The 23,729-nt window shown below is 42.7% G+C and carries 20 protein-coding genes and 1 riboswitch; of the genes, 2 read left to right on the top strand and 18 right to left on the bottom strand.

Features of this window, described 5'->3' with window-relative positions:
- Window positions 1–32 precede the first annotated feature (32 nt).
- A riboswitch (Lysine riboswitch) is annotated at window positions 33–210 on the bottom strand.
- Window positions 211–271: 61 nt separating this feature from the next.
- The 14 genes from uvrC to zapA form a co-directional block, all read right to left on the bottom strand.
- Window positions 272–2,044 (bottom strand): excinuclease ABC subunit UvrC, encoded by a 1,773-nt coding sequence (gene uvrC, locus QSJ46_RS13700; RefSeq protein ID WP_024423216.1) that lies wholly within the window; start codon window positions 2,042–2,044, stop codon window positions 272–274.
- A gap of 139 nt (window positions 2,045–2,183) precedes the next feature.
- Complete coding sequence (gene trxA / locus QSJ46_RS13695; protein ID WP_007501629.1) at window positions 2,184–2,498, bottom strand: thioredoxin; 315 nt, start codon at window positions 2,496–2,498, stop codon at window positions 2,184–2,186.
- Window positions 2,499–2,744: 246 nt separating this feature from the next.
- The gene (locus QSJ46_RS13690) at window positions 2,745–4,223 is read right to left on the bottom strand and encodes an alpha-N-arabinofuranosidase (RefSeq protein ID WP_285604854.1); all 1,479 of its coding nucleotides are present in this window, start codon (window positions 4,221–4,223) and stop codon (window positions 2,745–2,747) included.
- 75 nt (window positions 4,224–4,298) lie between these two features.
- Window positions 4,299–5,276 carry an electron transfer flavoprotein subunit alpha/FixB family protein gene (locus QSJ46_RS13685; protein WP_285604853.1) on the bottom strand — a complete coding sequence of 326 codons (978 nt, stop codon included), beginning with the start codon at window positions 5,274–5,276 and terminating at the stop codon, window positions 4,299–4,301.
- A 43-nt stretch (window positions 5,277–5,319) separates the two neighbouring features.
- Window positions 5,320–6,093, bottom strand: coding sequence for an electron transfer flavoprotein subunit beta/FixA family protein (locus QSJ46_RS13680; RefSeq protein WP_039180495.1), 774 nt, complete (start codon window positions 6,091–6,093; stop codon window positions 5,320–5,322).
- A 31-nt stretch (window positions 6,094–6,124) separates the two neighbouring features.
- Window positions 6,125–6,904 (bottom strand): enoyl-CoA hydratase, encoded by a 780-nt coding sequence (locus tag QSJ46_RS13675; RefSeq protein ID WP_039180497.1) that lies wholly within the window; start codon window positions 6,902–6,904, stop codon window positions 6,125–6,127.
- A 26-nt stretch (window positions 6,905–6,930) separates the two neighbouring features.
- The gene (locus QSJ46_RS13670) at window positions 6,931–7,515 is read right to left on the bottom strand and encodes a fatty acid metabolism transcriptional regulator FadR (RefSeq protein ID WP_024423221.1); all 585 of its coding nucleotides are present in this window, start codon (window positions 7,513–7,515) and stop codon (window positions 6,931–6,933) included.
- 172 nt (window positions 7,516–7,687) lie between these two features.
- Complete coding sequence (locus tag QSJ46_RS13665; protein ID WP_285604852.1) at window positions 7,688–9,403, bottom strand: AMP-binding protein; 1,716 nt, start codon at window positions 9,401–9,403, stop codon at window positions 7,688–7,690.
- A 99-nt stretch (window positions 9,404–9,502) separates the two neighbouring features.
- The gene (locus tag QSJ46_RS13660; RefSeq protein WP_039180505.1) at window positions 9,503–9,958 is read right to left on the bottom strand and encodes an immunity 63 family protein; all 456 of its coding nucleotides are present in this window, start codon (window positions 9,956–9,958) and stop codon (window positions 9,503–9,505) included.
- A 162-nt stretch (window positions 9,959–10,120) separates the two neighbouring features.
- On the bottom strand, window positions 10,121–10,525 hold the full coding sequence (locus QSJ46_RS13655) for a DUF350 domain-containing protein (protein ID WP_008345990.1): 405 nt from the start codon (window positions 10,523–10,525) through the stop codon (window positions 10,121–10,123).
- A 14-nt stretch (window positions 10,526–10,539) separates the two neighbouring features.
- Window positions 10,540–12,897, bottom strand: a complete 2,358-nt coding sequence (locus QSJ46_RS13650; protein WP_107163495.1) for an endonuclease MutS2 — start codon at window positions 12,895–12,897, stop codon at window positions 10,540–10,542.
- A gap of 21 nt (window positions 12,898–12,918) precedes the next feature.
- The gene (gene polX, locus QSJ46_RS13645; RefSeq protein ID WP_285604851.1) at window positions 12,919–14,631 is read right to left on the bottom strand and encodes a DNA polymerase/3'-5' exonuclease PolX; all 1,713 of its coding nucleotides are present in this window, start codon (window positions 14,629–14,631) and stop codon (window positions 12,919–12,921) included.
- 114 nt (window positions 14,632–14,745) lie between these two features.
- Window positions 14,746–15,279, bottom strand: coding sequence for a CvpA family protein (locus tag QSJ46_RS13640; RefSeq protein WP_024423226.1), 534 nt, complete (start codon window positions 15,277–15,279; stop codon window positions 14,746–14,748).
- A 7-nt stretch (window positions 15,280–15,286) separates the two neighbouring features.
- The gene (gene zapA / locus QSJ46_RS13635; RefSeq protein WP_012010831.1) at window positions 15,287–15,544 is read right to left on the bottom strand and encodes a cell division protein ZapA; all 258 of its coding nucleotides are present in this window, start codon (window positions 15,542–15,544) and stop codon (window positions 15,287–15,289) included.
- 134 nt (window positions 15,545–15,678) lie between these two features.
- Between zapA and rnhC the strand changes: the two genes are divergently transcribed.
- Window positions 15,679–16,602, top strand: coding sequence for a ribonuclease HIII (rnhC, locus tag QSJ46_RS13630; protein ID WP_285604850.1), 924 nt, complete (start codon window positions 15,679–15,681; stop codon window positions 16,600–16,602).
- Window positions 16,603–16,638: 36 nt separating this feature from the next.
- Here rnhC and pheT read toward each other — a convergent pair whose 3' ends face one another.
- The 3 genes from pheT to QSJ46_RS13615 form a co-directional block, all read right to left on the bottom strand.
- Window positions 16,639–19,053, bottom strand: a complete 2,415-nt coding sequence (pheT, locus tag QSJ46_RS13625) for a phenylalanine--tRNA ligase subunit beta (protein ID WP_285604849.1) — start codon at window positions 19,051–19,053, stop codon at window positions 16,639–16,641.
- A gap of 15 nt (window positions 19,054–19,068) precedes the next feature.
- The gene (gene pheS / locus QSJ46_RS13620) at window positions 19,069–20,103 is read right to left on the bottom strand and encodes a phenylalanine--tRNA ligase subunit alpha (protein WP_047202641.1); all 1,035 of its coding nucleotides are present in this window, start codon (window positions 20,101–20,103) and stop codon (window positions 19,069–19,071) included.
- A 381-nt stretch (window positions 20,104–20,484) separates the two neighbouring features.
- Window positions 20,485–21,228 carry a TrmH family RNA methyltransferase gene (locus QSJ46_RS13615; RefSeq protein ID WP_039180522.1) on the bottom strand — a complete coding sequence of 248 codons (744 nt, stop codon included), beginning with the start codon at window positions 21,226–21,228 and terminating at the stop codon, window positions 20,485–20,487.
- Between the two features lie 113 nt (window positions 21,229–21,341).
- Between QSJ46_RS13615 and sspI the strand changes: the two genes are divergently transcribed.
- Window positions 21,342–21,563, top strand: coding sequence for a small acid-soluble spore protein SspI (gene sspI, locus QSJ46_RS13610; protein ID WP_285604848.1), 222 nt, complete (start codon window positions 21,342–21,344; stop codon window positions 21,561–21,563).
- 42 nt (window positions 21,564–21,605) lie between these two features.
- Here sspI and cstA read toward each other — a convergent pair whose 3' ends face one another.
- On the bottom strand, window positions 21,606–23,402 hold the full coding sequence (gene cstA / locus QSJ46_RS13605) for a carbon starvation protein CstA (protein WP_285604847.1): 1,797 nt from the start codon (window positions 23,400–23,402) through the stop codon (window positions 21,606–21,608).
- Window positions 23,403–23,729 lie beyond the last annotated feature (327 nt).

Genomic DNA, 23,729 nt, shown 5'->3' with positions numbered 1-23,729 from the left:
ATTGCTTTAAAATCATCATTAAACGATGCAAACAATGAGATAGCCCTCCAAGAAATGAATTCTTGACAGCCCTACATTTCTTCAATGTACAGCCAGCGAATAAAATGAGTGGATTTTATTCACTTCGGCGACGCTCCCCTTTCAGCCCTCTTCTTAGATCCCATCGATCTCCGAAGGCTTACTCTTGAAGTTCGCACCTCTATCTTCAACAAACAACACGTTCATTTATTAAATTAGTCACATCTTAACAGACTTTTGGAAAAAGTACAATCTATTTTTTTAATGCTTCCATTAAAAGTTCAGCCGTCTGTTTTGGAATGCCCGCCTCCTGAAAGTCTTGGATAGAGGCTTCTTTCATCTTTTTCACAGAGCCAAAATGTTTGAGGAGCTGCTTTTTACGTTTTTCTCCGATACCTGGCACATCGTCCAAAATAGACTGAAATGCATTTTTCCCACGCAGCTGCCTGTGAAAGCTAATGGCGAACCGGTGCACTTCATCTTGAATGCGCTGCAACAAGTAAAAAGCCTGGCTATTTCGCTCCAGCGCAACAATTTCAAGTGTATCTCCCATCATGAGATTGGATGTCCGGTGTTTTTCATCTTTTACAAGTCCTGCCACTGGAACAGACAGGTTCAATTCATTTTCAAGCACATCGATGGCTGCGTTAATCTGTCCTTTTCCTCCGTCAATTAAAATTAAATCTGGCAGCGGCAGTTCATCCTTTAACACGCGGGTATATCGTCTTCTAATGACTTCACGCATGGATGCATAATCATCTGGTCCTGAGACGGTTTTAATTTTGTATTTTCGGTATTCCTTTTTATATGGCTTCCCGTCCTGAAAGACAACCATGGCAGAAACCGGGTCTGCTCCTTGAATATTGGAGTTATCAAACGCCTCAATTCTGTACGGCATATAAATATTAAGCGCATCCCCAAGCTGCTTCACCGCACCAATTGTCCGCTCTTCATCACGCTCAATGAGCGAAAACTTTTCTTTTAAGGCGATTTTGGCATTTTGATGCGCAAGTAAAAGCAGATCCTTTTTCTTTCCTTTTTTCGGCTGGTGAACGTTTGTCTCAAGTAATTGCTCAATCATCTCTTGATCGACACTGTCCGGTACCAAAATTTCCTTCGGCAGAAAATGGTTGTTCTTTTCATAAAATTGCCCCATAAACGTGAGGAACTCCTCTTCAGGGTCCTGATACATAGGAAACAGGCTGACATCACGTTCAATCAATTTCCCCTGTCTGATGAAGAAAACTTGGACACACATCCAGCCTTTATCATAGGCATAGGCGAAGACATCTCGATCTGATAAATCACTCATCGTCATTTTCTGTTTTTCCATCGTTGAGTCGATATAAGCGATTTGGTCTCTCAGTTCTTTTGCCCGTTCAAACTCTAAATTTTCAGCAGCTTCCTGCATCTTTTCGGTCAGTTCTTTTTTGATTTGCTGATGTCCTCCGTTTAGAAACCTTGTGATTTCGTCCACGAGCTGCTTATTCGTTTCCTCGGAAATGTCATACACACATGGTGCAAGACATTGCCCAAGATGATAATAAAGGCAGACACGGTCAGGAAGGGTGGCGCATTTTCTCAGTGGATATAAGCGGTCGAGCAGCTTTTTCGTTTCTCGTGCTGCTTGTACGTTTGGGTATGGACCGAAATATTTCCCTTTGTCCTTTTTTACATTGCGGGTGACGATCAGCTTAGGGTGGCGTTCATTCGTAATTTTTATAAATGGATACGTCTTGTCATCCTTGAGCATGACATTGTATTTTGGGTCATATTTTTTGATTAAATTCAGCTCTAAAATGAGCGCTTCGATATTAGAAGAGGTGACAATGTATTCAAAGTCTTCAATTTCACTGACAAGCCGCTGCGTTTTGGCGTCATGTGATCCAGTGAAATAAGAGCGCACCCTGTTTTTTAACACTTTTGCCTTTCCCACGTAAATGATCGTATTTTGTCTATCTTTCATTAAGTAACAGCCTGGTTGATCCGGCAGGACTGACAGTTTTTCTTTGATTAGTTTGTTCATATTTTCATCCGTCCTTGTTTTCCTCTTTCACTCCTTCTAGTGTATCACGAACATTTGTTTTATACCATGTTGAAAGAAAAGCGGCTCTCGTCTTTACGAGAACCGCTTCAATGATTATGCCGCTTGGACATAGATCGGTTTATAGATGTTTGTTGACAAGTTCAGCAAGTGCTTCTTTTGGTTTGAAACCAACAGAAGTTTCTACAACTTCACCGTCTTTTAAAACAAGAAGTGTTGGGATACTCATAACGCCGTATTTACCAGCAGTTTCTTGGTTATCGTCTACATCAATTTTTACAATTTTCATTTTGTCGCCCATTTCTTGATCAAGTTCTTCAAGAACTGGAGCAATCATTTTACAAGGTCCACACCATGGTGCCCAAAAGTCTGCAAGAACAACACCCTCTGCAGTTTCTTGTGAAAATGTTGCGTCAGTAGCTTTTACGATTGCCATTATTCATTCCTCCAATGTAAATTATGCTTTTTAGTATAGCATCTACCAATGTGACTTGCGAATGAAATGCTTACGAATCATTTTTTAGGAAATGAATTAAAAAACAAACCGTATAATCGCACCAATAACAACAATCGCACCGATGATCATTAGAATGGTTCTAAGCATATGACATGACACCCTTTCCGCTTCATTTACAATGTATGATGCCCCAACATTCTTCTCATCAAACATCGAAATATGCAATTAAGTGAGGTCTATAGTTATCATGACCACTGACATTGGCGGCAGCTCTACCGTTAATTCGCCGGGCTTTACAGTCATTTGCTGAAAGTCTTTTGGCTGAACAGAATGAGGATCATCGAATGTATTATGCGCATTCATGCGATCAGCCGTCAGCACACGTCCAGTGACTTTCGTTTGTTCATCAATCCCTTCAATGGCAAGGGATATCTCTCTTTGTTCATGCGGATTCAGATGACAGTAGCTGATATGCATCTTATCTGATGAACGCGAGGCTGACACACTGACCTGAGGAATTTTTTCACCTCTTCGTTCATACGGCGGTGAAACGAACTCCACTTCAAGCGCTTCTTCCTCTTGATGCACTTGAAACATGTGAAATACATGATACGTAGGCGTCAGAAGCATCTTTTCGTCCTTTGTTAGTACCATCGCTTGCAGCACATTGACCGTCTGAGCGATATTTGCCATGTGAATCCGCTCGCAATGGCGATGAAAAATATGAAAATGGAGGGCAGACACAAGGGCGTCTCTTAATGTGTTTTGCTGGTACAAAAACCCAGGATTTGTCCCTGGCTCTGGATCATACCATGTCCCCCATTCATCAATAATCATCCCGATTCGCTTGTCTGGGTCATAACGATCCATGATTTCTCCATGGTCTTTGACAAGCCGTTCCATCTCATAGGCCTTTTGCAGCGTGATAAACCATTCATCCTCATCGAATTCAGTCGCTGATCCTTTCTTCTCCCATGTACCAGGTACGGTGTAATAATGTAAACTGAGCCCATCCATCCACGTTGCAGCCCGCTCCATCAATACTTTCGTCCAATTCACATCATTAGAGTTCGCGCCGCAGGCGATTTTGTAAATACGCTGCCCTGCAAACTCTCTTACGTACGTTTGATAGCGTTTATATAAATCTGCATAGTATTCAGGCGTCATATTCCCGCCGCAGCCCCAGCTTTCATTGCCTACACCAACATAGGTCAACTTCCAAGGTTCTTGTTTTCCGTTTTTAATGCGCCAGTCTGACATAGGTGTCCCTTTTGGAAATGTCATGTATTCGACCCAATCGGCTAATTCTTGAACAGACCCGCTTCCCACATTGCCGCAAATGTATGGCTCACATTCAAGCAGCTCACATAATGCCATAAATTCATGCGTACCAAATGCATTGGATTCAACCGTACCACCCCAATGGGTGTTTACCATCGGCTTTCGTTCACTCAAATCACCTACACCATTTGCCCAGTGATACTCGTCTGCGAAGCAGCCCCCCGGCCACCTCAGCACCGGAATATGTAATGCTTGAAGAGCCTTCAGCACATCGGTACGAATCCCTTCAATATGATCAATCTCTGAGTCTTTTCCTACCCAAATCCCGTCATAAATCCCTCTCCCTAAATGCTCCTGAAAGTGCCCATAAATGTGTTTAGAAATGCGTCCGATCACGTCATTGACTTTTACTGTCCCCTTCACTTGTCAACCGCTCCTTTTCTTCTTGATCACATACAAAAAAACCCAGAATACCTAGGCATTCTGAGTGTATGAGCGTTACGAGTGGATATTCATCTTTTTTAACTCTTCATTCAAAAGCGGTACCACCTCAAACAAGTCCCCAACGATTCCGTAATCGGCGATTTTGAAGATTTCCGCTTCTGGGTCTTTGTTGATTGCCACAATGACTTTACTGTTAGACATTCCCGCTAAATGCTGAATCGCTCCTGATATTCCGCATGCAATATAAAGATCAGGTGTGACGACTTTTCCCGTTTGACCAATTTGCAGGGCATAATCACAGTAGTCAGCGTCACAGGCTCCGCGCGAGGCTCCGACTGCTGCCCCGAGCGTCTCAGCGAGTTCATTCAGCGGTTCAAAGCCTTCCTTGCTCTTAACTCCGCGCCCTCCAGCAACAATGACCTTTGCTTCAGATAAATCTACACCCTCTGACGTTTTTTTAATGACTTCCTTCACGATCGTCCGAAGGTTCTGAATATCGACAGAAACCGGTGTAACTTCTCCGCTTCGTGACGCATCCCGTTCAAGTGGTGCCACATTGTTTGGCCGGATGGTTGCTAGAAGCAGACGGTCTGTCGAAATGACTTTTTCAAAGGCTTTTCCAGAGTAAATTGGTCTAGTGAAAACAAGATGTTCGCCGGTAACGCTTACATCGATCGCATCTGAAATCAAGCCAGTTTGGAGACGTGCGGCTATTTTCGGCGACAAGTCTTTTCCGATCGATGTATGGCCAAATAGCACAGCATCGGGATCAACCTGATCTAATATGGCTTGAAGCGCCTGCGCAAAACCATCTGACGTATAATATGAAAGGTGTGGATGCTCCACAATCATCACATGATTCGCTCCATAGTAAAGCAGTTCATCCGCTAGGCCTTTGACGTCATCCCCTATTAACACGCCAATGACCTCACCGCCATCTGCCACTTTGTGAGCGGCAGCAATGGCTTCAAATGTCACATTTCTTAATTTACCGTCACGACTTTCTCCAAGTACAACAACTTTTTTACTCATCTTCAAGCTCCCCCTTGTTCTCGTGATATCGTAAAGTGGATGTTTAGATGACTTTTGCTTCATTTCTGAGTAGATCTGTCAGTTCTTTGACTTGATCCTGAAGCTCGCCGCTCAGCACCTTGCCACCCTCTTTTTTCTCCGGTAAGAAACGTTCAATTGTTTTGATTTTATATGGTACATCGTCTTCGTCCAAATCTAAATCATCAAGTTCCAATTCTTCTAAAGGCTTTTTCTTTGCCTTCATAATGCCTGGTAATGATGGATAGCGAGGCTCATTGAGTCCTTGCTGAGCTGTGACGACTAGCGGTAGTTCGGTAGAAATGACTTCCACATCACCCTCTACATCTCGTTCAATCGACGCAGAGCCGCCATCAATTTGAATGCTTGTTATCGTTGTCACATATGAAAAGCCGAGTAATTCAGCAAGACGCGGGGCTACCTGTCCAGAGCCGCCGTCAATTGCTACATTCCCTGCTAAGATCAAGGAAGCCTCTTTGTCTTTTAAATAGTGATAAAGAATGGTAGAAGCTGAATATTGGTCCCACTCTTCTAAGTCATCTTCCACGTTTAATAAGACGGCCCTGTCACAGCCCATTGCAAGCGCTGTTCTCAGCTGTTTCTCCGCATCCTCACCGCCTACTGTCACAACGGTCACTTCTCCCCCGTGCTCATCGCGAAGCTGAATGGCTTCTTCAATGGCATACTCGTCATAAGGATTAATAATGAACTCTGCTCCATCTTCTTGAATTGCACCAGACTGAATAGAAATTTTCTCTTCCGTGTCAAACGTACGCTTCATCAAAACAAATATATTCATTTATTTCTCCCCCTTGTGTCGTACTTATCCCTTATTCCCCTTTAAAGTTCGGTTTGCGCTTTTCGATAAAGGCCTGGATGCCTTCTTTGGCGTCATTTGATTGGAAAACCTCACCAAACTTTTTGGCTTCCAGCTTCATTCCGCCGTCATATGAATACAATTTTGTTGCGTTCAATAAATCAAGCACATATTCAAGTGATTTTGGGCTTTTCGCTGCAAATTTCCCCGCAAGTGTTTTAGCCGCTTCGAGCGCTTCTTCCTCTGTTTCTGCCAGCTTTGTAACAAGTCCGCAGGCAAATGCTTCTTCACCTGTAATCGGTTCAGCTGTTCCCATCATTTCAAGCGCTTTAGCAGAACCAACGTAGCGCGGGAGGCGCTGCGTGCCGCCGAATCCTGGAATAATGCCGAGGTTTAGTTCTGGAAGTCCAAGCTTCGCATCTTTTGTTGCGATTCGGATATCACAAGACATGGCAAGCTCAAGGCCTCCGCCTAATGCTGCCCCGTGAATCGAGGCAATGACTGGTTTTGGACATTGTTCAATCCGTTCAAAAACTTGCTGTCCTCTATCTGCGAGGCTTGCATAATCAGACTCTTCCTGTAAAGTGGTAAATTCTTTAATATCAGCACCTGCTGAGAAGAATCTGCCTTCTCCGTGAATCACAATCGCTCTTACTTCTTCATTCTGTTCTAGCTCATCGAACATGTCATTAAGCTCTGTGAGCAGCTGAGAGGATAAGGCATTTGCAGGTGGGTTCTGAATCGTGATGAGCGCTGTCTGTCCTTCATGATGTAAGCTGAGTATCTTTTCCATGTCAATCATCCTTTTTCACATTGTCTTTAGGATTGATGTATTCCGTTTAACAGCAGATCATGTACATTTTCTGCGAGTGCAGGCAGATCATACTTTTGATCATTCATGACCCATGTTGTTGCGGTTTCATCAATCGTCCCAAATACCATTTGTCTCGCTAAGCGGACATCTAAATTTTGTCTGAATTCTCCTGTTTTCTTTCCTTCTGTTAAAATTGACTCGAGCATATTTAAATACCCTTTTAGCACTTCATTGATTTTTTGCCGCAGCTCAAGGTTTGACTGCCTGAGTTCAAGCTGTGTCACAAGAGCCAAATGATGATTTTGCGCCAGCATGCGAAAATGCTCCTCAATCAACAGTAGTAGCTTTTCTTTGGCAGACGGCTTCTTTTGAATATCTGTTTCCATCCGTTCGATGAATTGTCCCATTTTTTCTTTGAACAATGAGATGAGAATATCCTCTTTGTTTTTGAAATAAAGATAAATGGTTCCGTCTGCGACCCCTGCTTGTTTCGCAATCTTTGAAACTTGTGATTGATGATAGCCATTCTCTGCAATCACCACAACTGCTGCATCAATAATTTGCATGTACTTCGGTCTTTTCTGCTTCAATGTGCTTCGTCCCTTTCTAAATTGAATGAGCATTCATTCATAACTTTATGTTAAAAAGAAACGGGTGATTTGTCAAGAGATCTTCTTCTTTCTTTTCAACCTTTATCATACCAGAGCAGACTGTCATCATTCAAATCATCCGGCCGCTCGCTCGACCGGATGATAAAGGTCGTTATTTCTTTAATTGATCAATAGGTGTTTCAGATGAAGCATGCTTTCTTTTTTCTTCTTCAATTAAAACTCTGCGCAAAATTTTTCCGACGGCCGTTTTAGGCAGTGACTCTTTAAATTCATACACGCGCGGTACTTTAAATGAAGCAATTCTCGTTCTCACAAAGCGATCGAGTTCATCCTCTGTTAAATAAGCATCCTTTTTCGGTACAACAAATGCTTTTACTGTTTCTCCTCTATAAGGGTCTGGTATACCTGCGACAACAACTTCTTGTACAAGCTCATGCTCATAAAGGGCTTCTTCGACCTCTCTTGGGTAAATATTATAACCGCTCGCAATAATGACATCCTTTTTCCGATCAACGATATAGAAAAAACCGTCTTCATCCATATACCCAATATCTCCGGTGAAAAACCATCCATCCCTTAATACAGCTGCTGTCTCCTCTGGCTGATTCCAGTATCCTTTCATAATCTGCGGTCCTTGGACGATAATTTCTCCGTGCTCATATGGCTCTTTGAAGCCACCCGTTTCCTCGCAATAAATACCTGCGTCTGTACCAGGCCATGGACAGCCAATGCTGCCTGTTTTATTCGCTCCCCATAAAAAGTTAGAATGGGTCACTGGTGAGGTTTCGGAAAGACCATATCCCTCTACTAAACGCCCTCCTGTTAATTTTTCGAAGTTCTGTTTGACTTCAACAGGAAGAGCCGCCGAGCCGCTTAAACATGCAGTGATGGACGACAGGTCATACTTTTCAATGTTCGGATGATGCAGCAAGGCGATATACATGGTTGGTGCACCTGGAAAGAGTGTCGGTTTCTGTTTTTCAATCGTTTTGAGGGTATCAGCTGCGTCAAATCGAGGAAGGAGAATCATTGAATGCCCTTCTTTGACAGCAAGATTTAATACGGTCGTCATTCCGTATACATGAAAAAACGGAATAATGCCGAGGATTCGTTCTTTTCCTCTTGTCGTTTTATACATCCAAGAAGCGCACATTTCAGTATTCGCTAAAATGTTTTCATGCGTAAGCATGACCCCTTTTGGTAAACCGGTCGTTCCACCTGTATATTGCAAAACAGCGACATCCTCTTTCGGTTCAATGGCAAGCTGCGGGATTTGTTCTCCTGATGATTCTTTCATGATTTGTGAGAAGTGATGAATGCTATCACTTTTCTCGACTTGGATGACCATTTTATTTTTTCTTTTTTGGACGATAGGAAACAGAATGTTTTTTGGAAATGGTAAATAATCCTGTAGTTTGGTGATGATCAAGTGTTCCATACTTGTCAGCGCTTTCATTTTATAGGCCTTTGGATACAATAAATCCAATGTAATCAGCACTTTAGAGCCGCTGTCCTCCATTTGATATGCCAGTTCTTTCTCCGTATAAAGCGGGTTCGTTTGAACGACGATGCCGCCTGCAATTAAAACAGCATAATAAGAAATGACCGATTGAGGACAGTTTGGCAGCATGATCGCTACTCTATCGCCTTTTTTCACGCCAATTTCCATCAGGTGACCAGCTAGTTTCAATGCATCTTCTTGGAGCTGTTCATAGGTGATGTTTTTTCCTAGAAAATGAATGGCTGTATGCTCAGGTGCAGCCTCTGCGGAGCTGAATAAGTAAGATTGTAACGTCTCATTTGGGATGGTGAGTTCGTGGGGAATTTGATTCGGGTAATGCAGAAGCCAACGTTTATCTGACTGCATAAAAACCCTCCTTCCTGAACTTTCGTACTATTTTATTATAGCAAACTTTTCCTTAAGGCAGTTTGCTTTTTTCAAATAGAGCTTGGTTCCATGACCTCTTTATTTCTTCGCTGGTGTTTCGATCGATGCTCTTTTTCCTTCATGATGCCACTGTTCATATAATCCACCGATTGCACGGAATGACTCATTTACTCTCTCCACGATCTGTTGATGGATACTCGGATCATTAGGTAAATGCGTCTGGATGTTGTCGACTTGATACTGCCTCATCATGTCGATGTAGACTGTGAGAAAGATCGTGTCTTCTAAAATCCAGTAAATGACTTCATCCGCTTCTTTTGTTCTTTTATGCAGCATTTGGATTCCTCGTTCATATTGAATGAGGATATAGCCGCTCGGATCGATTTGAACATAAGGGCTCAAATCATCAAAAAATCCAGTCGTTTGAAATGGGCGTGCAATATACGGTTCATATATGTCTCTTGGCAGGGATGTCATTTGGAGACATGTATCAATGCGCTTTATGATTTCGTCTTTTTGCAGAATTTGCTTCATGTGATTCGCCGCCTTCGGGTGAGATAAAAGCTGCCAAGGGACCCCTGACAGCTTTCTCACTTTGTCTTTTTCATTTCACAGGAACATGTAAACGGCACCAATGACCGCAAAAGTGCAGGCAACTATGATTAAAACTTTTGCTAGCTTTTCCATGTCGTCTCCTTAAATGCCGGCTGCTACTACGTAAGACAGCCCAACTGAAATAATGAGTGAAATAAACCCGACCGCTCTATTATCATTCTCAATCTCTTTGTCTACTTTAAATCGTGGTGTTAAAAATTCAAAAATGAAATAGCTGACAAGCAGCATCACAAAGCCGTATACGCCCCATCCAATCATTTGCAGAAGGGAATTGTGCTGTGCAATAGAATGCTGAAACACATTCGCAATCCCAAAGATCTTTCCGCCTGTTGCCATGGCAACAGCTAAGTTCCCACGCTGAATCTCTTCCCAGTTTTTATAGGAGGTGACGAGTTCAAAAATGGTTAGAAATAAGACAAGACATAGAACGGCCACGCTGTAATAGGCGGCAATTTCCACAAGTTCATTTTCCCAAAAGGCTTTCATGCGTTTTCTCCTTTTTACTTTAATTCGACGATGGTAACGCCTGATCCTCCCTCGCCTTGTTCCCCAAAACGAGCATTTTTCACACTTCGGTGCTGTTTCAGTAATTCCTGAACCCCTTTTCTAAGGGCGCCAGTTCCTTTTCCGTGAATGATCGACACACGGGGATAACCGGCTAAGACAGCATCATCTAAATATTTCTCGACTCTACTTAAGGCATTTTCATAACGCTCTCCTCTTAAGTCAAGCTCAAGCGATACATGATAGTCTTTTCCTTTGACTGCCGTAATGGCTTTCTCCTGCTTAAATTCTGGTGCTGATTTGATAAATTCCATGTCTTTTTCTTTTACTTTCATTTTCAGAATGCCCATTTGGACACTCCATTCTTTGTCACCTGTTTGTTCAAGCAGTGTTCCTTTTTGCCCGAAGGTGAGCACTTTCACTTCGTCGCCTGATTTTAGCTGTCTTGCTGCTTTTTTCACCGGCGCTGGCTTTTTCTTCCGGTCAAACTCAGGCACTGCTTCTTCAAGACGCTTTCTCGCATCAATGAGTTCATGCTCTTTGAATGAGCGATGCTCATTTTTTATCGACCTGAGCTCTTGAATGATGTCTTCTGCTTCTTTTGAGGCTTGTTCAATTTTTTCTGCCGCTTTTTGTTCAGCTTCTTCAAGCAGTTTGTCCTTTTGCTCATTCCATTCAAGAATTTGTCTCTGCAATTCTTTATGAAGCTTTTCTGCTTCTTTTCTATAGACTTCTGTCTCATGCAGCTCTTCTTCCGCTTGTTTCTTGCTGTCTTCTAATGAAGCAATCATTTGGTCTACTTCATTATGCTCGGCATGCATATCCGCTTTTGCCCGGTCAATGAGGTGATCTGGCAAACCAAGACGTTTAGAAATTTCAAATGCATTACTTCGTCCGGGCACACCGATGAGCAATCGGTACGTTGGTGATAAGGTTTCAATGTCGAACTCCACGCTCGCATTTGTGACACCTTCTCGGTTATATCCGTAAGCCTTCAGCTCAGGATAGTGAGTCGTTGCGATGACGCGTGCATTTGTTTGATGCACCTCATCTAAGATACTCATGGCCAGCGCGGCACCTTCAGCAGGGTCTGTTCCTGCCCCTAATTCATCAAATAATACGAGTGAGTTAGATGTCAAATTCTTTAAGATATCCACAATATTGACCATATGAGATGAGAACGTACTCAAGCTTTGCTCAATGGACTGTTCATCTCCAATATCAGCAAAGACTTGGTCGAATACAGCTACTTCCGAGCCTTCTTCAACTGGAATATGAAGGCCTGCCTGCGTCATCAGCGTCAAAAGACCAAGCGTTTTTAAAGTAACAGTCTTACCCCCTGTATTTGGTCCAGTAATGACGATGGTTGAAAAATCTTTACCGAGCTCAATGTCGTTTGCCACAACCTGATCACGAGGCAATAGAGGATGTCTTGCCCGTTTTAAATAAATTTCCCCTTGATCGTTCACAGCAGGCTTTGTGGCTTTTTCTGCCTTTGCATATTTGGCTTTAGCAAAAATAAAATCTAGCGTTTGAAGCTCCTTTACATTGTGAAGCAGTTCTTCAATGTGTTCTGACACACTCGCTGTCAGCATTTGCAGGATCTTTTCGACCTCTTGTTTTTCTTTTAAACGGGTTTGCTGCAAAGTGTTATTTAAATCCACGACCACTTGCGGCTCGATAAAAAGGGTTGCCCCAGATGATGACTGATCGTGAACAATTCCGCCGTAATTCGAACGGTACTCCTGCTTTACTGGAATCACGAACCGGTCATTACGAATGGTAACAATCGTGTCTGACAGCATTTTTGAAGCAGATTGTGAACGAATCATGGATTCTAATTTATCTCGAACTTTTGATTCTAATGAACGTAATTGCGTACGTATTGTTCGTAGCGCCGGAGTTGCATGATCAAGCACTTCTCCATTATCACCGATACAGCTTTCGATTTCTTTTCTGACTTCAGGCAGTAATATCAGCGTCTCTGCATATGTATGAAGGCGCGGTATATCTACACCATCTTCATACAGAGACGTGAGAAAGTGCTTCATATTTTTCGCAGTGTATAATAGCGCTGCAATTTCCATGAGCTCAGATGGGCTTAATGTACTGCCGATTTCTGCCCGTTTGACCCCGCGTCTAATATCCGTCAGCCCACCAAACGGCGCAGATCCCTTTAAGCGGATGATATCTTGTGCTTCTGCTACCTCTTCCAGCAAATGCTGAATGGTTTCGATATCCGTCAGCGGCGTTAAGTCCTGCGCTCTTTCTTTTCCTAATGAGGATGCGGTATAGGACATGACTTTTTCTTTTACTTTATGAAATTCTAATGATGCTAACACTTTTTGTTGCAGCATGGTCCAGCCTCCTAACGACTACCTGTCACGCGTTAAAAACTTTTTGATCTCGTTTAGAGAAAAAGTATTCACGACATTTGCTTTTGGTGTCCAGCCTTTTCTTGCAGCTGTTACACCAACTTCCATATGATCCAGCATGGCGATATTGTGTGCATCTGTATTGATCATGATGTTCACACCTACTTCGTTTGCTTTCATTAAATGCTCTGTTTTCAAATCAAGTCTTGACGGGTTGCTGTTGAGCTCTAGTGCAGTTCCCGTTTTCTTCGCAAGCTCTATGAGCTGATCTATATTTAAGGCATAGCCGTCTCGTCTGCCGATCAAACGGCCTGTTGGATGTGCAATTAAATCTACATGCTGATTCCGCAGGGCATTTTCAAGGCGCTCCATGATGACTTCCTCCGGCTGAGAAAAGCTAGAATGGATAGACGCAATCACAAAATCCATGTCTGCTAAAAAGTCATCATCATAATCTAATGATCCATCCGGGAGAATATCCATTTCGACCCCTTTGAAAATGTGAAAATGCTCGAATTCTTGATTGAGCTTGTCAATTTCTTTTGCTTGCAGACGTAAACGTTCTTTTGTTAAACCGTTTGCTACTTTTAAATATTGCGAGTGATCTGTAATCGCCATGTATTCATAGCCTTTTGCGATACATGCCTCTGCCATTTCACGAATAGAAAATGCGCCATCACTCCAAGTCGAGTGCATATGAAGGTCGCCTTTAATATCTTTTAGCTCGACAAATTGCATACTTTCTTTATACGTATCAATCTCCGCTCCGGTTTCACGAATTTCTGGCGGAATGAGCGGAAGTTGAAAATGCGCATAAAAAGCGGCCTCATCTTCAAACGTTTTGACTTCTCCAGTTTCAATTGTTTCCACACCATATTCACTAATACGCTCACCACGTTCCTTCGCCAGCTGACGCATTCGAATATTGTGATCTTTTGAGCCAGTGAAATGATGCAGCGTTGTTGCAAATTGGTCTGTTGTCACAAGCCGGAAATCTACACTGATCTCAAAATCAAGGGCAAGAATGACAGATACCTTCGTATCACCGCTTGCGATGACGTCTTTGACATCTTCAAGTGCAACGAGCTGCTCTCTGACTTGTTCAGGACTGTCAGTCGCGATGATATAATCTAAATCTTTGACGGTTTCCCGTGCACGTCTTAGACTGCCAGCTCTTGAAAAACGAAGAATCCCCTTCATCTGTTCAAGCGCATGATCAATCCGCTCTGCCACATCTAATGCAAAGCCAATTGGCAGTCGTTCTGGCTGTTTCCCAGCCTCCTCAAGAGCAGCGAGAATCTTTTCTTCGGTTTTTTTACCGAAGCCTGCAAGCGCTTGTACTTTTTCCGCTTCGCATGCTTCCTTTAACGACTGTGCATCATGGACACCAAGCTCTTGGTAAAGCTTAGCAATCTTCTTCCCGCCAAGTCCTTGCAACTTTAAGAGCGGGACAAGTCCTTCAGGAACTTCCTTTTTTAATTGTTCGAGTGTTTCTGATTGTCCTTTTTCGATATACTCTGTGATCACAGCAAAGGTTCCTTTTCCAATGCCGGGTAATGCTAATAGATCATCTATTTGCGAAAGGCTGCGGTCGTCTTGTTCCAGTGCCGCTGCTGCTTTACGAAAGGCAGAAATTTTAAAAGGATTATCTCCTTTAAGTTCCATATATACTGCAATTGTTTCAAGAAGTTTGATAATATCTTTTTTATTCATCTCTCATCCTCCAGCCGCTTTGGCATCTTCCTATATAAATATACAAACTTTCCCTTCATCCTACAACTTTCTGTCATGGAATGAGAAAAAACTTCTCCAGGAAAGGAGAAGTTTTTAAACTCCATACGTCGACCATAGGTCTTTGACAAGACCGGACAGGTAAGGGGTGTTGTTTACGATCACATCTGCTAACATTGATTTGCTCATCATTGTCTGCAGTGCATCTACTGGTAGTAATGCAGCGACAAACAATAGAATAAACACAAATAAATAGGTTTCAAGAAATCCTAAAACACCGCCAAGCAGTTTGTTCACCTGTTTAATCACAGGTATACTTGCAATGGTTGTGAGCAATCCGCCAATGATGGCGAGCAGGATTTTGGTCAAGATAAACAGAATGATAAACGCAATGGTATTATAATAAGCTGTTTCTAGATTCCCACTAAAGAAAGCGAGTTGCGGTTGACCGCCGCTAAAATTAGGTGCCGGAATCCACGTAAGCTGTGGTGCAAGTGACTGATAAAACATGGAAGCCACTAAGATAGAAACAACAAAGCTGATCAATTTAATAAATTGAAGAATAAACCCGCGTTTTAGACCGACAAGCGTTCCCATAAGAAGCAAAAACAAAATGATGATATCGATCACGGTAATTTCATTCCTTTTCTTTTAGCTGAATCTCTAATTTTTCGTATTGCTCTTTTAATTTCAAGTAGTCGTGGACGACATTGACTGCTGTCAGTACAGCTAATTTGTTTATATCAAGGTATGGATTTTTTTCATTTATTTCTCTCATTTTATCATCAACAATTGACGCAACATGTCGCATATGCATCTTCGTTTCTTGTCCGATGATCGTATAGGACTGTCCGTAAATCTCAACTGTTGTTTTCGTTTTACCGCCGTCAGACAACGTTTCTCCTCCATTCCACGAGAATCCTAGTCTCTATCATAACATGTTTAGACATTGAATGGAAAGACGAGCCCTTCCCTGTTATGGTACACTTTAGAAATCAATGATATCAAGGTAAAAAGGAGTTATCCACTGTGCCCCAATCCGTTTTAAAAGCAACATCAGAAGACCTCAAAAAGATGAAGAGCGCGTATGCGCACCATTTAACAGACACTTTGCCACCAGGTGCCCTTTTTCAAGCAAAAGTCCCTGGCTGTACGATTACAGCCTATCGATCTGGGAAAGTGCTCTTTCAAGGACAAAAGGCTGAAGCTGAAGCCAGTCAGTTCAGCCACTTGCAAGCAGCTGATACGAAAAGTCAAAAAGCACCTGCTGTTACAAAATACAGTCCGCCGCCCGGCATCGCTTCCATGTCGGTCATCGGTTCAGATGAAGTAGGGACAGGTGATTATTTTGGACCGATTACAGTCTGTGCGGCTTATGTTGATGCCAGCCAGCTTGCTTTAATGAAAGAGCTTGGCGTAAAAGACTCAAAAGGATTAAAGGACCCGCAAATTATCAACATTGCCAAAGATCTCATCAAAACCATTCCGTTCAGCCTTCTCGTTCTCCGAAATGAAAAGTACAATACGATGCAGGAAAAGGGCATGAGTCAAGGGAAAATGAAGGCACTGCTTCATAATCAAGTCATTACCTCTGTGCTAGAAAAACTGGGCGGGCAGCAGCCTGAGGCTATTTTGATTGACCAATTTGCAGAACCAGGCATTTATTTCAGGCATCTGGCTGGGAAAAAAATCATTCGGGAGCGGACGTATTTTAGTACAAAAGCAGAAGGCATCCATTTGTCAGTCGCTGCGGCTTCCATTATCGCAAGGTACGCCTTTCTAATTGAAATGGACAAATTATCAAAGGCTGCAGGCTTTGACATCCCAAAAGGAGCCGGCCCTCATGTAGACAAGGCCGCCGCCAAGCTCATCAAGCTGCATGGTGAAGATGCTTTACGTCAATTTACAAAGCTGCATTTTGCCAACACACTAAAAGCGAAAAAAATGCTATAAAAAAAGCTAGGGCCCATGAGGCCTTAGCTTTTTTCTTTATCCGCGTAAGACGGCTTGATACGTATCTTCTAGTGCTTTCAAAACTTTTGTATGAACAGCCGTCACTTCTTCCTCGGTCAACGTTTGTTCAGGGTTTAAATATTGAAGAGAGAATGCAACAGATTTTTTGCCTTCTTCCATATGTTCCCCTTCGTACACATCAAATACAGAGAGGTCTGTGAGTAGATGACCGCCTGCTTCATAGATGACTCGCTCCAGCTGTCCGCTTGAGATATGCTGATCGACAACAAGTGCGATATCTCTTGTCACAGCAGGGAATCTCGGAATCGCTGTATATTTCATATCCTTCGTTTCAGATGTCATCACATCTGTTAAATCAAACTCGAACACATACGTTTCTTTTAAATCTAATTCTTTTTCAACGACTGGATGCAGTGCAGCAACAAAGCCAATGACTTTACCATTTAAGTGAACATCTGCTGTTCGCCCTGGGTGAAGGCCCTCACGCTCTGCTTGAACATATGTGATTTGGTCTGACACACCAAGCTTCTCGAACAACCCTTCAGCAATTCCTTTCGCTACATAAAAATCGACGGCTTTTTTCTCGCCCTGCCAAAGATTTTTATGCCATAAGCCTGTCAGCGCACCAGCGACATGTTCTTTTTCCACTGGTTTTGCTCCTTCAGCTTCTGCTAAGAAAACAGATCCCGTTTCATAAAATCCAAATGAATCAGCTTGTCTTGCCAAGTTATATGCTACAGAATCAAGTAAGTTTGGCAAAAGACTTTGTCTCAGCACACTGCGTTCCTCACTCATTGGCAGAGAAAGCCTCGTTTCATAAGCTGGATGCAGGGCAAAAGCTGTGGACTTATGCTGATTCGTCAATGAATACGTAATCGCTTGAGAAAGTCCTGCGCCCTCTAAGAAACGTCTTACCTTTCTGCGCTTCACTTGGTATGGCGTGAGACCGCCAACCGTGCCAGCTGTCGCTGGCAGTGTAGATGGAATATTATCGTAGCCGTATAATCTTGCGACTTCTTCAATGAGGTCTTCTTCAATCGTAATATCCATTCTGCGGGAAGGAACTGTTACGACAAGAACATCATTTGATTCGCCCACTGTGAAGCCTAGTTTGTTGAAAATCTGAATCATATCTTCTTTTGAAATGTTCATTCCAAGCACCTTGTTCACACGCTCAGTTGATACGTGGATGACATTCATACTTGCTTCAAGATGATTTTCCTCAACTGTACCGCTTAGCACTTCACCGCCTGCATACATGCTGATCAATTGAGCTGCTCTTTCTGCTGCCGGCTTCGTACGCTGAGGATCGAGTCCTTTTTCAAATCGTGTGCTTGATTCACTGCGAAGTCCTAAGTCTCTAGATGCTTGACGGACTGTTTGACCGTTGAAATATGCCGCTTCTAAAAGAATCGTCGTCGTCTCATCACGCACCTCTGATTCAAAGCCGCCCATGACGCCTGCTACCGCGTGCGCTTTCGTTCCATTCGTGATGACAAGATGCTTTGATGACAATGTCCGCTCTTGTTCATCGAGTGTTTGAATGATTTCACTATCAGTCGCTTTACGAACGACCACTTGTTTTGAACCAAATCGTTCATAATCAAAGGCATGAAGCGGCTGGCCGTATTCAAGCAGTACAAAATTTGTAATATCCACGACGTTGTTAATTGGACGAATGCCTGCATTCATCAATATTGTTTGCATCCAAAGCGGTGCTGGTCCAACCTTTACATTTTTAATGATCTTTGCTGCATAAAGTGGATTCGCTTCTTGATCCTCAATTTTAACAGAAATATAGTCTGCTGCTTTTTCGGAAGAAGTGTCATGTGCTGTATCAGGAAGCTTGATGTCTCTTCCTAAAATGGCCGCAACCTCATAAGCGACACCTAGCATATTCAGGGCATCGGCACGGTTTGGTGTTAAGCCAAGCTCAAGTACTGCATCATCTAATTGAAGTGCTTGAAGGGCATCATCCCCTGGTTTCACGTCATTCGGGAAGACAAAGATGCCTTCTGCATATTCTTTTGGTACGAGCTTGCTTTCTACGCCTAATTCTTGCAGAGAACAAATCATGCCATGAGACTCTTCACCGCGCAGTTTTGCTTTTTTAATTTTAAAGTTGCCAGGAAGGACTGCACCAACTGTTGCGACGGCCACATGCTGTCCTTTCTCCACATTCGGAGCCCCGCAAATAATTTGCACCGGTGCGTCTTCGCCGATATCAACAAGACATTTGTTTAATTTATCCGCATTCGGATGCTGTTCACGTTCAATGACGTGTCCAACGACAACCCCTTTGATGCCTTCACCTTTATATTCAACGGCTTCCACTTCAATTCCGCTTCTTGTGATTTTTTCTGCTAATTCATCCGGCTTCATGCCTTCTAAATCGACATAGTCTTCTAACCATTTATATGAAACAAACATGTTGATTTCCTCCTCTTAGTCCTGCTTGAATTGCTTTGTGAATCTAATGTCATTTGTGTAGAAATGGCGAATATCATCAATGCCGTATTTCAGCATCGCAATCCGTTCCACACCCATTCCAAAAGCAAAGCCTTGGTAAGTTTCTGGATCAAATCCGCTCATTTTCAGGACATTCGGATGAACCATTCCTGCACCTAAAATCTCGATCCAGCCTGTTCCTTTACATACAGAGCAGCCCTTCCCGCCGCATTTAAAGCAAGACACATCGACTTCAACAGACGGTTCTGTGAATGGGAAAAAGCTTGGACGCAGTCTAATTTCACGATCTTCTCCAAACATTTTTCTTGCGACTGTCTCCAGCGTTCCTTTTAGATCACTCATGCTAATATTGTGATCGACGACAAGCCCTTCAATTTGCATAAATTGATGTGAATGAGTCGCATCATCACTGTCACGTCTATATACTTTCCCAGGACAGATGATCTTCACAGGACCTTGTCCTTTATATTTCTCAAGTGTACGTGCTTGAACTGGTGATGTTTGTGTTCTCATCAGTGTATCTTCCGTAATATAGAAGCTGTCCTGCATATCACGTGCTGGATGCTCCTTTGGAAGATTCAATGCTTCAAAGTTATAGTAATCCGTTTCCACTTCAGGACCTTCCTCAACGGTATAGCCCATTCCGATAAATAAATCTTCAATGTCTTCGACAACTATCGTTAATGGATGTCTTGCCCCTATTTTGATTGGACTTGCCGGCAAAGTAACATCGATCGTTTGAGAAGCAAGTTTTTTCTTTACTTCTTCTGCTTCCAGCTGTTCATTTTTTTCAGCAATGGCACCAGCAATCTGCTCTCTTACTTCGTTTGCGAGTGCACCCATTTTTGGTCTTTCTTCCGCGGAGAGCTTGCCCATTCCGCGAAGTACTTCTGTAATCGGTCCTTTTTTCCCTAAATATTGAACCCGAATGTCATTGACCTCTTTGAGCGAGCTAGCTGCTTCAACCTTCGCTATCGCCTCTGTTTCAAGCTGTTTTAACGTTTCTTGCATGAGTGTAATCCTCCTTTTGATATACAAAACCGCTCGGATAAACGGCTGTTTGATCGTTTGAAGACAATAAAAAAACCCGTCCCTCCATAAAAGAAGGGACGAGTTGTGGTCGCGGTACCACCCTTGTTAAGCACAAATGCATGTGCGAATAAGCTTCATTGACATAACGGAATCAAACGAATCCGGTTCACCTTTACGCAAAGCAACGCCTGCGGTCCCGGTGACAACTCCAGAGGTGAATTCCTGTTTCAGCATTCCTTAAATGCACTTTCAGTCTACGATGCATTCTCCCTATAAGGCCGCTTCTTGAAACAATCTTCCTCTATCATGGTTTTTAAAATATTAGTTTTATTATAGTGAAAATGAACGCATGTTGCAACATTATCCACGCAAATGATAGACAAGAACAGCTGCTGCAACAGCTACATTTAATGATTCTGCCTGCCCATACATTGGTACATATAAATTTTGGTCTGTCATTTGCAGAATCTCTGGATCAATACCAGCTCCTTCATTTCCAACAATTAATGCAAATGGGCCTTCTGCCGTTACGCTTTTATACTCTTTCGCATCTTTTAAGGCACTGCCGTATACAGGTAAGCCTCGTTCTTTCAGTTCCATGATTGCCTGTTGAAGGGATTGCTTTAAGATAGGCAGGTGGAAATGAGACCCTTGTGCGGAACGGAGCGTTTTTCCGTTAAACGCATCAACTGTTCCTTCTCCTAAGATCACAGCATCAAGACCAGCCGCATCTGCTGTTCGAATGAGTGTGCCTAAATTCCCCGGATCCTGCACTGCGTCTAATAAAAGAAGCCGTTCAACCTTCTTTTCTTCAAAAACAGGAACTGTACAGACAGCGGCAATGTGCTGAGGCGTTTCTGTTTCTGTCATGGCAGAAAAGGCCTCTTCGCTCAGTTCATAAAGCTCAATGTCAGGCTGGATATGAGGAGGAAGCATATCGGGCGAAGTGACCATTAATTCCTTCACGATCCCGCTCTTTAATGCTTCTTCGACTAAGTGTATTCCCTCAACGAGAAACAGCCCCGTTTTCGTTCTTTCTTTTTTCGTATGGAGCTTTTTCCACTGTTTAATGTTTGTGTTTTTAGCTGATTCTATATATTTCAAGCGACGTTAACTCCTTTAATTATCATGAATTTATTATATCTCATGCACACTACATAATAAACCTGTCTTTGAGACAGAATAGGGCTATTACCATCAAAAAAGGAGTGTGGGCAATGGAATTTAATTTAAGAGGCGCAGTCATTCAAAACATTACTGGCCATAATCAAGAACAGCTTGAACATACGATTTTAGATGCTATTCAAAGCGGCGAGGAAAAAATGCTGCCAGGTCTTGGCGTGTTGTTTGAGGTGCTATGGCAAGAAGCATCAGAAAACGAAAAAAATGAGATCCTTGAAACACTAGAGCAAGGCTTAAAGCCTCAGCAGCAGCAATAAAAGAAGCCGGTTTGCTTATAAAAGCAAGCCGGCCTTTTTCATTTAGCCAGTGATAGGCGTTTCCATTCGAAGCGCTGGATCACGCCAGATTTCAACCCATTTTTTAATCGCAAACACAATAATCACAAACCCTAAGATCAGCATGATGATCGAAAGCACCGCATTCAGCACACTATAGCCGGATGCTTCAGGATTGAGATATACATTCGCTACCATCCAATAGCCTGCATAATTTACCGTCACATATAAGTAAGCAAGCGGAATTAAACAAGTCAGCATATAACGTCTTTTATCTGCAATTTTTAATACAACCGTTGCCCCGATGATCAACCCAACCGAAGCCATTAACTGGTTTGAAACCCCAAACAGCGCCCAAATAGACCCGATGTCACCTGAGTAAAGTAAGTATCCCCACATAAAACAAGCAAGAGCACTTGCAAACACCGAACCCGGTACCCAGTCAGTTCGTTTAAGCGGTTTATATGCTTCACCTAAGAAGTCTTGAATCAAATAGCGTGCCACACGTGTCCCCGCATCAATAGCGGTTAAAATAAAAACAGCCTCAAACATAATGACAAACTGGAAGAAGTAAGAAGCCAAATGACTAAAGAACGGAATTCCCGTAAAGATATACGCCATCCCTACCGCTAATGTTACGGCACCACCCGTTCTTCCTTCTAAATCAAGGCCGATTTCCTTACTCAGCTGCGGAAGGTTTTCAACGCTCATACCGAGTGTCCGGAACACTTCTGGCGTACTGTTTATCGCAAAATAATCTCCTGGATGCAGGGCCGTAGCCGCAATTAAAGCCATAATCCCAACTAAGCATTCGACCAGCATTGCACCAAACGCAACAGGCTTCATATCACTCCAGCGGTCCAGCATCTTAGGTGTTGTCCCTGAACCAACAAATGCGTGGAAACCAGAAATGGCACCGCAAGCAATGGTAATCGAAATAAATGGCCAGACAGGACCAGCTAATACAGGTCCTCCTCCATTCACAAACTCTGTAAACGCCGGGAATTGAATGGACGGATTCACCACAAAGATGCCGGCAATCAGCGCAATGAATACACCAATTTTCATAAAACTACTTAAATAGTCCCTCGGTGCAAGCAGTAGCCAAACTGGCAGAGCCGCAGCAAAAAAGGCATAGATCGGCAGGGCAAGAGCAAGCGTTTTTGTATCAAGTGTTAAAAAATCACCTAGTGTCGTTCCTTGAATATTTGGACCAAGGAATACACCAAACATCAGCAAAATAAATCCCGCAGATGTCGCCAGCTTTAAATTGCCTGTTTTTTTATAATACAGACCAACCCCCATCGCAATCGGAATCGTGATTCCAACTGCAAATGTCCCCCAAGGGTTTCGTTCTAAAGCATGAAGCACAACCATAGACAAACCTGCCATTGTGATTGTAATAATAAACAGCATCGCAAGCCCTGTACAAAATCCTGCAACAGGTCCCAGCTCTTCCTTCGCTACCTCTGATAATGATTTCCCCTTTTTACGCATCGACGCAAATAAGACGACTAGATCATGTACAGCTCCGCCTATGACTGCACCAATTAAAAGCCAAAGGAGACCAGGCAAATACCCAAATTGAGCGGCTAAAATCGGACCCACTAACGGACCAGCAGCTGCAATCGCAGCAAAGTGATGCCCAAATGTGACCCATTTATTTGTCGGCACATAATCTTTCCCGTCCTCTAGTAGGTGAGCCGGTGTAGGATGATCATCTGTCACCTTTAATACCTTGACCATCATAAATGTGCCATAAAGACGATAGGCAATCGCTAAAATACACATAGATCCTATTACAATTGTAACCGCATTCATTTAACCATCCCCTTTGTATAAACAATTTGTTACAAATATAACATAAATTGATTGATTTTTCTTTCTTTTAAAACCAAGTTGACAAATAAGAATAATATGTTTATTCTTAAGGTAGCTTCACCTACTTCCATAAACTCTCTTTTGGCAGGGCATTCTATGGCTCTGTCCTTTTTATTGCTTTCATCTTACAAAAATAAACGCTTGATCACATGTGCCTTATTCACTAGGAAATATTCTCTTCTTTTACCAAAAACAGTTCTTTTGGCGCATCTTAATAAAATACCGTTCATTTCCTGGGAAATTCAATAAAAAAAGCCTTTCCCCTGC

This window comes from Bacillus sp. YKCMOAS1 (assembly GCF_030268125.1).
GTDB lineage: Bacteria > Bacillota > Bacilli > Bacillales > Bacillaceae > Bacillus > Bacillus safensis.
This window is presented reverse-complemented; position numbering and strand designations above follow the sequence as displayed.